The sequence below is a fragment of the Mesorhizobium sp. genome, from assembly GCF_005063415.1.
Classification (GTDB): domain Bacteria; phylum Pseudomonadota; class Alphaproteobacteria; order Rhizobiales; family Rhizobiaceae; genus Mesorhizobium.
In genome coordinates this window covers 2,151-12,255 of sequence record NZ_SUEG01000154.1, presented here as the reverse complement: position 1 = coordinate 12,255, position 10,105 = coordinate 2,151, and the positions used below count along the sequence as shown (strand labels likewise).

The window sequence follows — 10,105 nt, the reverse complement described above, 5'->3', positions numbered from 1 at the left end:
CTTCTGCTGTCCGCGCCATGAAGCGCTCGTGGTGATGGATGGTCTCGAACAGCTACCAGGCATCAGAAGAGTTGGCGAAGAGCCTCAAGGACGCTGGCTCGGACGGTGTGGTATATCCCAGCATCCGGCATCCAAACGGCGAGTGCGTTGGCCTTTTCTACCCAGATTGTGCTTCGGCACCCGTTCAGGGCCGGCATCTCGACTACCACTGGGATGGCGAGCGCGTCGATCTTGTGCGGGATTCAGGATCGGGGGAGGTCTTCCGTGTCGTGGAAGTTTCCTGAACGACGGGCTGCGGGTGACCTCGCAATCCGGCCTTCGGGAGGGCGCCGATCCATTTAGGCCGCCGAGGCGAGGGACTGCTCGTAAAGGCGGGTTACGACTGCTATCGTGCCGTTCTTCCGAAGCCGCTTGACCAACGCGTTTGGGCTGGTTCCGGTCAGGCAGCCTTCTGTGGTCGAAGTGCTGAAGCGGACATCGGCGCATCAGCATGATCGTCCTATAGGTGACCTTAGTCCTGCAAGGCAAAGGGTCGGCTTCGAGGGTCAGTTGCGGCATGGGCATTGACCGCTCGTGTAGCCGCTTGCATCTTCGTTCCCTCGTCGAGCCTGAGGCGCTACGGTTTGCGCTCGTCCAAACGTGACTGCAGGTCGGCGGCATCGGCCGATCCGCCCAGCGTGTCCGCGACCGTGGCACCTCGCGCACCCATCGGTTGCTGCGCACCTGTGGTGGTGTCCTTGACTGTCTGATGCTCCATCTCAGCATTCAGCTCCGCACCTACAATCAGGATAGTCACGGAAATCCAGGTCCACATCATCAAGCCGATGACCGCCCCCAGGGCTCCATAGGTCGCGTTGTAGTTGGCGAAGTTTTCAAGATAAAAGGAGAAACCTGCCGAGACCGCGATCCAAACCACAGCCGAGAGCAAGGCGCCCCATGTCGCCCATCGCCACTTTGCCTTTTCGCGGCTGGGGCCGTAGCGATAGATCAGCGTAATCCCGACTCCGACCATGATCAGCAAAACCGGCCATCGCAAGATCCGCACAAGGGTTTCGGTCCAGCCGCCGAGGTTCAGCAGCGCAAGCACTGCGGGTACGATCCCGACCGAGATGATAAAGCCGATGCCGATGAGGATGGCGCCAAGCGTGAACCCCAAGGCCAGGAGATTCAGTTGGATAAAGCCCCGCTTTTCAGTCTCCTCGTAAGCGATGTTCATTGCTTCGAACAGCGTCTTGATGCCGCTGTTGGCGCTCCACAGTGCGACGGCAAGACCGAAGATAAAGCCAAAGCTGAGCGCGCCAGTGTTCTGAGCGGCCAATGAGTTAAGTTGCGATCTGATAAGATCCAAACCGCCCGAAGGCAGTATGCCGCCAAGGAACGAAATGTGCTCGGTGATGGTCTGAGGATCGGCGACGAAGCCGTAGATGGACACGAAGGCGGCAAGCGCTGGAAACAGGGCAAGAAGCAGGTAGAACGTGGCTCCGGCCGCGATCAGCATGACACGGTCCTCGGTTACCTCAGCGAACACCCGCCACACCACATCCCTCCAACCGCGGCCGGAAATCTGCGATGGCCGTTCGGCATTGCGTCCGCGGCCCTCCTGTCCAGCCCGCCGCTCGAGTTGCACTTGGTTTTCGTCGGAATCCTCGGCTTTGTTCTTCGACATAACAGCAGTCCGTCGCATCTTCTTCGACGGCAACGTTTAGACGCGCCAAAGGATGCAGGTGCAGATCTACGTTCATAAAGAAGCGTTCGTAAGCTGCAGAAACATCACGGTCCCAGCGTTTATCCACACACCTTCAACGGCGTTTGGAGGCAAATCGTTGTTGGCCGTTGCGGCAACCAATGTCACCATCAATGCGACTGCTTGTAATGTCATTTCCCCAGCCCCTGCCTTGGTCGACGGGCGAAGCTGTATATGAATTCTGCCGGCATAATGCGCAATATGCCCCTCAGCCGGACGGCAGCCGGTGAAGCATCGCGAGACTGTGCGCTCACGCATTGCTGACAGGGCCAATCGTTCCGTACCGTGATTCAGAAGGATAGGCATGGCGTTTGCTCCCGTGGTGGTGGTCACCTCCTACGATTGGACAGGTTTTGCACCCGGTGCGCCTCCCCGTTGGTTATTTCCTCTGCTGTCTGACTGCGCTCAATACGCCGCCGGGCTGTACATCATGCTACTGAATCTCGACAACATAAGGCGTGAAGGATGATCCGGTTGGGGGCGCCGGTGGCGGTGGTTCGCCCTCCACCAAGTGCAACCATCGAAGTAGGTCAGCCTGCCTGCTTAACGCCTGAAAACGCGCCCGAGCCGCGATGAGCTGCATGGTCTCATCGGTCATGCCACTCTGGAAAAGCCGGACAAGGTCGGCTGCGAGCTTCTCAGCCGTAAGCCGGGCTCGACATGCCCTTCCTCGCATATCTGGATGAAAACGGATTTCAGGGCTTCCAAGTCGGTCGGGTAAAGGGCTGAGTCAATGTTCATGCGATCAATCATGTGGGCCTCCTCAGCTGGCGACAGGTGAACGGAATGACAGGTGATGATGGGCATCGCCGCGGCGCTGAAGGGTTTCCGCCCCGGGCAGCCGCCGGCGCTGAACTAGAGGGACGGTCGCGCCGCCGGGCTTTCTTTGCGCCCCGCTACAAAGACGAGAAACGCGACGTTCGTCGCGTCCCGGCAGGTGACTCAGGAGTACGCTGGCACGAGCCTCGTATCGCGTAATGGCAACGCCATAGTGAAACGCAGGCCGTCGGGATTGTAATGCAGTTCGATCTTTGCATTGCATTGGACTGTAACCACTCTTTCCAGCAATGTCGTTCCAAAGCCTCGTCGACTCGGGGGCTGTACAATGGGGCCGTCCTGCTCCTGCCAATCGAGATGCAGGACTTGCTCACCTGCGGAATCGGGTATCCACCATCGCACTTCAAGGCGGCCTTGCGGGCACGACAGGGCGCCGAATTTTGCTGAGTTGGAGGCAAGTTCATGAAACGCCATGCCGACGGGTATCGCAATGTCGGCGACGAGGGCCACATTCGGACCATGCAGTGATATTCGCGGCTCGCCATGGATCTCGTAGTGGCTCAGTTCCGCCTCAAGCAACTTCTGTAAAGAGGCCGTCTGCCAATAGTCGTCTGTAAGCATTGAGTGCGTGTCGGCAAGGGACACGATTCTTGCGGAGAAATCACGCACGAAGCTGTCGACGCTATCGCTGGACCGGGCCGTCGCTCCCATCACCGCTCGCACATTGGCCAGGGTGTTTTTGACCCGGTGATGAAGCTCGCGGATCAAGAGCTTTTGACGGTCTGCGACCTCCTGTTTCTGTTCAAGATGGGACTTGACCTCGAGCTGGCGTGCACGCGCACGCAACGCCGACCGCACCGAATTGGCCAGGCTTGAGGCCAGGAAAGGCCTTTCGAGAACGATGAGATGCCGATCTAGAAACGCAAGACGCTTGTCGAACTCCGCTCCCCGCATGACCAGAAGAACCACGGGAAAATCGGACCACGCAGGTTGGTCGCGCAGCCAGGCGGCGAATTGGCTCCGGTCGGAATGGATGAGCGCTTCTTCGGCAACGACAAGGCAGTGTGCGCTGTCGAGAAGCCGCAAAACCTCGTCCAGATTGGCACAGATGCGTGTGCCGATCCCGTGTTTTGCCAGAATCGAGTCGGCTATCTGAGCGTCTCGACCAACCGGGGCGAGCACAAGTACAACGGGTTCTTTCGGCGTCATGGCTTCTTGTCAGCGAGCAGATCGCTTTGTTTGCCCTCAAAAAAGGGCACGCCTGTAAGTATTCCCCTGAATTGGTCGAGCGGCTCGCCGACAGCTATGCCCTGGCTGCTGACCATGAATTCACGAATAGTGTCCTCATGAGGACCAACCCGCCTCTTCACCACCGAAATCGCTCGTCGAATGCGACCGCCACTTTCGAAAAACCTCAGCAACATCACTGCATCAGACAGATAGGTCATGTCGATTGGCGTCGCCGTCTGGCCGATCAGCCCGTGATTGGCGAGCAGCAGGATCGTGACGATGCCCTTCTGGTTGAGGTAGGTGAGAATTTCATGCATTTGCAGCACAAGGTGCTGCTCTTGGGACATCGAATTCAGATATCCCGTGAGGCTGTCGATCACTACGATCCGGGCATCAAACCGCTCGACTGCGATCTGGATCTTTGAGGACAATTCGCCGGGTGAAAGGTCCGCCGGGTCGATCTGTTCGAGCAGGAGCATTCCGTCTTGCAGGAAGGGCTTGAGATCCATACCGAGTCCAGCTGCACGTCCCAGGAAAATGCGATCAGTTTCATCGAAGAGCAGAACCAGGGCGCGCTCACCGCGCCCAAGCGCCGCATGACAGTAGGAGCAGGCTATGGTGGACTTCCCCACACCCGAAGGGCCGATCAAGAGCGTGCTTGTACCCCGATCGAGGCCGCCGCCGACCAGAGTGTCCACGGCATTTCCGCTTAAGGCCGGCGAGCCGTGCTCGGCTTCAGCGTGCTCGGCGGCGACCAGTCGCGGAAATACCGTGACCCCGCCCGGCCGGATGACGAAGTCGTGGTAACCGCCACGTATTTGCACCCCACGCATCTTTATCACCCGCAGGCGCCGCCGCTCGCCACCATAGATCGGAGTCAATTGCTCCATGCGGATAACGCCATGGCTGATCGAATGCAGGTTGAGGTCATCCTGCTCGGCCGTGAGGTCGTCGAGTAACAACACCGTCGCATGGTTGAGCAGAAAGAAGCTTTTCAGCGCCAGGACCTGCCTGCGGTAGCGTAGCGACCCCTGCGAGAGCAGCCGGATTTCGGAAAGAGAATCGAACACGACGCGTTGTGGCTTAATACGGTCGATCTCAGCCAAGGCCGCCTGCACGGTCTCCCCGAGTTCCAGGTCAGAAGAATGCACGAGCGTCTGCAACTGGGAGGGATCAAGGCTGAGTTCTGGAGGAACGAGTTCCAGAATTTCTATCCCTTGCAGAGTCCAGCCGTGCCTGGTTGCAACGGACATGAGTTCGCGCTTGCTTTCAGATAGCGTAATGTAGAGGCATTTTTCGCCTTGCGAGGCCCCCTTGATAAGGAACTGAAGCCCGAGCGTGGTCTTGCCCGAACCCGGCCTTCCCTCAACGAGGTGCGACCGAAATTTGGCATAACCCCCGCGCAAAACATAGTCGAGGCCTTCTACCCCGGTCGCTAATGGTGAGGCGTCATCTTCGTTCACGTTGCCCCTCATGTACGTTGGTGAACAGCGTAACGATTGTCAGTTTTGATGGTTCCAGAAGGCCGCAAGGCGCTGGACAAGAGCCTCCTCTACAAACTGCTCACGACGCCGTTCATGTCGGTGAGGCTGATTGGTGCTAAGGCCCCCCAGCGCCTAGTAGCTGCAAGGTGCCCCTTTGCTCGGAAGGAGGCCGATAGTTAAATTCGTACAGCAACGATGGCAGACCGGAGGCGTTCGTAGGCCATGTATTTTGGATTCCTAAAATCGGCAGCAGGTGATTTGGATGCACCGGTTTCTTTGCAAACCCGATCGCCTTCCAGCAGACGTGCTCTTCCCAGCTTCGGGGGTTGGATTGGAAAAAGGATGTCCATCGGCAATTGTTGTCTCGAGCGCTCGCAGTCGCCGGAGAGCACTTGAACATATAAGTGCAAACTTGCGATGACAACCAAAGTAGGTCCACAAGTCTTGTCTTCAGTTTTGTCGTCAGACGTGCTTATCCGCAAAATCCGAACAATCGCTGATATCAGCGACGATGACGCCGCGATCCTGCGGGGCATGTCGACTCAAGAAAAGGACGTCGCAGCCAATCAGGATATCATATCGGAAGGCGATAGCCCCGCAAACTCGTTTGTGGTTCTGGACGGCCTGATATGTTCGTCCAAGTATACTGGTCAGGGAAGGCGACAGATCACCAGCTTCTTTGTCGCAGGCGATATTCCCGATCTGCATGGCTTGCACCTTTCGGTGATGGACTGCAGCTTCTCGAGCCTGACGCCAAGCAGATTAGGCTTCATCCGGCATAGCGTCCTTCGCCCAATTTGCGAACAGCATCCGCGTATCGCGACGGCGTTCTGGCGATCGACCCTCATCGACGCCTCCATCTACCGGGAATGGGTCACCAATGTCGGGCGACGAGAAGCCTATGCCCGCACAGCCCACATCCTTTGCGAGCTTATCGTGCGTTTGCGGTCCGTCGGACGCATCGAGGACCACGTAGCGGATCTCCCCATCACGCAGGCCGCTCTTGGCGATGCTCTCGGCTTGTCGACAGTTCACGTGAACCGCACGCTTCAGGAACTGCGCGGCGACGGCCTGATTGCCACCTCAGGTACGAGGCTGCGTGCTCTCGATTGGCCCCGCCTGGTTCGAGCAGGAGACTTCGATCCGACCTACCTGCATCAAAGGAAGCCTGCCTAGCTTTTGCTGAGGATGCCGATCGCATGCGACGATATTTCTTTGACAGCGGCGATGCCGAGCATCTCGTCGAAGACGACATGGGCCTGGAATGCGAAGGGATCGCGGCAGCCCGCCAGGCAGCTGTCGACGGTCTGATAGACTTGGCACGGGAAGAACTGGGAGGTTCGGAGCAGCAACAGCTATTGGTGGATATTCGTGACGAGAGCGGGCGAAAGATCCTGAGACTCAGCTTGATTCTCAAAATCGAAAAGCTTGAACTCAGCGCTTCGGGATGAGTTTGGAATAGCCATTTTGCTGCTCGCCCCGTGGCAGTCAAGGTGGGCGATTGGTTCGTTCGGTGCGTCGGCGGTTCTCGCCCCGGTGCCATCACAGGCGCCATCATGTCGGCGGCAATTCATTCTGACTGTAGAACTGCACGTTACCTGAGGAGGGCCCGGGCGAGATCGTCGGCGCCACCGTCCCGGGTGGCTGGTCTTGATGGTGACCGCCGCAGCCTCCTCGCAAGACACATTCGCAAGACCGAACTAAACTCCGGCTTAACGAATGTGAATGCTTGAGCCCATGCCCCAGGGCAAGGTGGCGGGAGGTGCCTGTAGGTGCCCGCTGGATCAGGCCTAGTCGCAATCTCTCCGCGAAGCCTGTTTCTTGAGTTGTTCAACAGAGCCCAACCAAGGCTCTGAGGGAGGCCGATTTTGTCACACAGGGGCGATAACTTGGCTCAGCAGGCCACTGGTGAAGTTTCCATCGTCGAATTCATTCCCGCATTGCGCGCTTTCGCGCGCGCTTTTTGCCAGGCCCGGGAAGATGCCGACGATCTGGTGCAGGAAACGTTGACGAAAGGGCTGGCCAACATCGACAAGTTCGAGCCCGGAACGCGAATGAAGTCATGGCTATTCACGATCATGCGGAACACCTACTATACGCGCGTCAGGGCTGCCACGAGGGAAGCACCAGGTATCGTTGACTGCGCCTCGCTTGCACCGGTTTCGCAGCCTGCACAGGAATGGTCGATGCAAAGCAAGGAGGTCCACCGGGCCATTCAGCGGTTGCCAAAATCTCAGAGCGAAGTGCTGATGCTGGTGGGGGTTCTTGGTGTCAGCTACGAAGAGACTGCCGTTATATGCGGTTGCGCTGTTGGAACAGTCAAAAGCAGGCTCAGTCGCGCACGGGCAGGCGTGCTGGAGCGTCTGGGCGAAACGTCAGCACAGGAGCTGACAGAAAGACGCGATTACCTGCGCGATGGGCGATTGGCTACAACAATGGCCGGCAACGCCTGATTAGAGCGCCGGCCATGAGCCGTTGCGGTGACGGATATTCATTGGAACTAGTGATGCCAGCTACCGATGCGGGTCAAAGCACGACCCGCAATGGCCTAGTAGCGGTCGATAACGCCAGAAGTTCAGTTTTGCCGAATATGATCAAAGTCCACGGCGAGACCATGCTTGACCGCACGGTCGGCGACCATGTTCTCGAGCTCCCGGTCTGAGATTGATGCCATCCCAACGACCTGCCTTAGCGCTCTCAAGGCGAGCCCTGTCGATATGACTCTATAACGGCGGCTGCGTGTGCCGACATAGTGTTCCACGAGATCTTCAAGCTGTCGCAACTCGCACCTCCACACCTGCTCTTCCAAGCCACTAATGCTGAGGTTTGTCGCGTATGCATTCACATGCGTTAAAGGACCAAAAGAAACGCGCCTTCAAACCCACCGGAGTCAGGGCGCGCGAGTTGCTGGCGTGTCATATCTCACAGCGTCACGCGCTGAATGATCGTTCGCTAAGCTGTTGGCGCAGACCTCCGCTTCCACGGGCGGTCATTCCACTTACCGCAACCTCTGCGACCGGCCACTTTCTTTCTCACGGCCGTCTCTTCGATGCTGCGTTTTTTAGCGTTTGTCTCTCAGTCCGTTCGTCGTCTCCGCAAGGAGGCAGGATGGCACCTTCCCACGCACCCTGACGAAGTCTGTACGAGCATGCGATTTGTAGGAAGTGGTCGGGAACAGGAAAGATGGTTGACCGTTCCAGCTGGATGGAAGATCTTCCTAGGTCAAAGCCCGACACGATTTTGGTAGTTAATGGTGATGTGACCACTCGTTCGGCCATCGCGGACTACCTTCGACATTGTGGCTACCGAGTTATCGAGGCAAAAGACGCCCTTGCTGCGCAAGAGGCATTGGTGCATTCCGGCTTCTATGTAGACACCATTTTGTCCGACGTTGATTTGCCAGGCGGGACGAATGGTTTTCAGCTTGCCGCGTGGGTCCGGGAGAATAGAGGAGGCATCAAGGTGGTGCTGTCATCGGCCGAGCGAACGGCCAAAGCAGCCGGTGACCTCTGCGAGGATGGCCCTCGTATCGCCAAGCCGTATGATCTGGCAATTCTCCTGGCCCGCATCAGAAGATTGAAGGGCTGGTCTTGTGGAGATCTCGAAGAAAGTTCCTAAGCTTGTCAGCTTTCGACACCACGACAGCAACCCTTCAGGCAGACGATCCTCATCCGGAACTTCCGCAATGGAGCGCAGCCAAGATGCTCAAGCCGCTGCTGAAGCGGCGGACTGAAGTCAGCGGTCAACCGACCGTCGCTCGACCTGTTGGCCGCCGCAGAGCGGTGGCGAAAGGAACAACAAGAGACTGGTCCAGTTAGAGCCATGCATGCGTCGATACAAATGAAACAGGAGATGACAATGGCGACGAAGAAAGGCTCTCAGGGCAGCTCCAAGGGTTTGGAAGACCTTTTCTATGATGGTCTGAAAGACATCTACTACGCCGAACGCAAGATTCTGACGGCGCTCCGCAAAATGGCAAAAGGCGCGGAGTCCGAAGAGCTGAAGGCGGCGTTCGAAAAACATCGTGGCGAGACGGAAGGTCAAATCGAGCGCCTGCAGCAAGTTTTCGACGCGTTTGGCAAGAGAGCCCAAGGGAAGACGTGCCCGGCGATCGATGGCATCATCGAAGAAGGACAGGAGATTTTGGAGGAATTCGAGGAGGCTCCGGCATTGGACGCGGGTCTTGTAGCTGCAGCCCAGTCCGTCGAACATTATGAAATTGCGCGCTACGGGACTCTTGTCACATGGGCCGGGTTACTTGGTCTGAAAGACGCCGTCCCGCTACTCGAACAGACGCTCAAGGAAGAAAAAGCAACCGATGAGGCGCTCACCCTACTAGGAGAAACAGGCGTCAACGAACGGGCGATGCAACAGGCCGCATAGCTTCGGATCGAATCACGCGCCTCCGGGCAGACGGGATTGGAGCTTGGTTGTATTCGCAATCGGGCTCAGATGTACAACGCACTCCCCGAGACATCGCAGCCCCGACTGACTTCGACCAGGCGACCGGAACTGACAATGGGCGATTGCCGCGTACGATTGCTTGCGCCCACCCTGGGCGACGGGATGGTTGTATGAACGAGGATACCGCTCGTCGGCCCACGGCAGGCTCTTCCGGGTTCGACAGTTTTTTCATGGCTGGTTTCGAGTGTTCCTCCCACAGGCGCGCCGACGGAGCTCGTCTTGATCTGATCCGCGCGACCTCACACGACATCCATGCACAAGGCGACTATCGCCGTTGCGCCGAGCTTGGGCTTCGCACGATCCGCGACGGCTTGCGCTGGCACCTGATTGAAACAGCGCCCGGAGTCTTCGACTGGTCGAGTTGGACGTCGGCGATCGAAGCAGCCCAGGCGGCCGAGGTGCAGAT

General features: G+C 57.9%; 10 protein-coding genes and 1 pseudogene. 7 read left to right on the top strand and 4 right to left on the bottom strand.

The window, feature by feature from the left end; all coding sequences use genetic code 11:
* Positions 1-38 precede the first annotated feature (38 nt).
* Positions 39-284, top strand: coding sequence for an RES family NAD+ phosphorylase (locus E5W70_RS26940; RefSeq protein WP_292664192.1), 246 nt, complete (start codon positions 39-41; stop codon positions 282-284).
* Positions 285-616: 332 nt separating this feature from the next.
* Here E5W70_RS26940 and E5W70_RS26935 read toward each other — a convergent pair whose 3' ends face one another.
* From E5W70_RS26935 to E5W70_RS26920, 4 genes are all read right to left on the bottom strand, one after another.
* Positions 617-1,666, bottom strand: a complete 1,050-nt coding sequence (locus tag E5W70_RS26935) for a YihY/virulence factor BrkB family protein (protein WP_292664190.1) — start codon at positions 1,664-1,666, stop codon at positions 617-619.
* 72 nt (positions 1,667-1,738) lie between these two features.
* Positions 1,739-2,050: a hypothetical protein gene (locus E5W70_RS26930; RefSeq protein ID WP_292664188.1), complete on the bottom strand. Its 312-nt coding sequence runs from the start codon at positions 2,048-2,050 to the stop codon at positions 1,739-1,741.
* 636 nt (positions 2,051-2,686) lie between these two features.
* The gene (locus tag E5W70_RS26925; protein WP_292664186.1) at positions 2,687-3,730 is read right to left on the bottom strand and encodes a sensor histidine kinase; all 1,044 of its coding nucleotides are present in this window, start codon (positions 3,728-3,730) and stop codon (positions 2,687-2,689) included.
* The gene (locus E5W70_RS26920) at positions 3,727-5,226 is read right to left on the bottom strand and encodes an ATPase domain-containing protein (protein WP_292664185.1); all 1,500 of its coding nucleotides are present in this window, start codon (positions 5,224-5,226) and stop codon (positions 3,727-3,729) included. The genes E5W70_RS26925 and E5W70_RS26920 overlap by 4 nt, the downstream gene beginning before the upstream one ends.
* Before the next feature lie 426 nt (positions 5,227-5,652).
* Here E5W70_RS26920 and E5W70_RS26915 point away from each other — a divergent pair, with 426 nt between their 5' ends.
* The 6 genes and pseudogenes from E5W70_RS26915 to E5W70_RS26890 all read left to right on the top strand — a co-directional run.
* The gene (locus tag E5W70_RS26915; RefSeq protein WP_292664183.1) at positions 5,653-6,411 is read left to right on the top strand and encodes a Crp/Fnr family transcriptional regulator; all 759 of its coding nucleotides are present in this window, start codon (positions 5,653-5,655) and stop codon (positions 6,409-6,411) included.
* A 23-nt stretch (positions 6,412-6,434) separates the two neighbouring features.
* Complete coding sequence (locus tag E5W70_RS26910; RefSeq protein ID WP_292664181.1) at positions 6,435-6,686, top strand: hypothetical protein; 252 nt, start codon at positions 6,435-6,437, stop codon at positions 6,684-6,686.
* 438 nt (positions 6,687-7,124) lie between these two features.
* Positions 7,125-7,688: a sigma-70 family RNA polymerase sigma factor gene (locus tag E5W70_RS26905; protein WP_292664179.1), complete on the top strand. Its 564-nt coding sequence runs from the start codon at positions 7,125-7,127 to the stop codon at positions 7,686-7,688.
* A 730-nt stretch (positions 7,689-8,418) separates the two neighbouring features.
* Positions 8,419-8,853 carry a response regulator gene (locus E5W70_RS26900; protein ID WP_292664177.1) on the top strand — a complete coding sequence of 145 codons (435 nt, stop codon included), beginning with the start codon at positions 8,419-8,421 and terminating at the stop codon, positions 8,851-8,853.
* A 240-nt stretch (positions 8,854-9,093) separates the two neighbouring features.
* Entirely contained in the window at positions 9,094-9,618 is a 525-nt protein-coding gene (locus tag E5W70_RS26895) for a ferritin-like domain-containing protein (protein ID WP_292664175.1), read from the top strand.
* 191 nt (positions 9,619-9,809) lie between these two features.
* Positions 9,810-10,105: pseudogene (locus E5W70_RS26890) on the top strand (glycosyl transferase family 1); the annotation flags it as partial.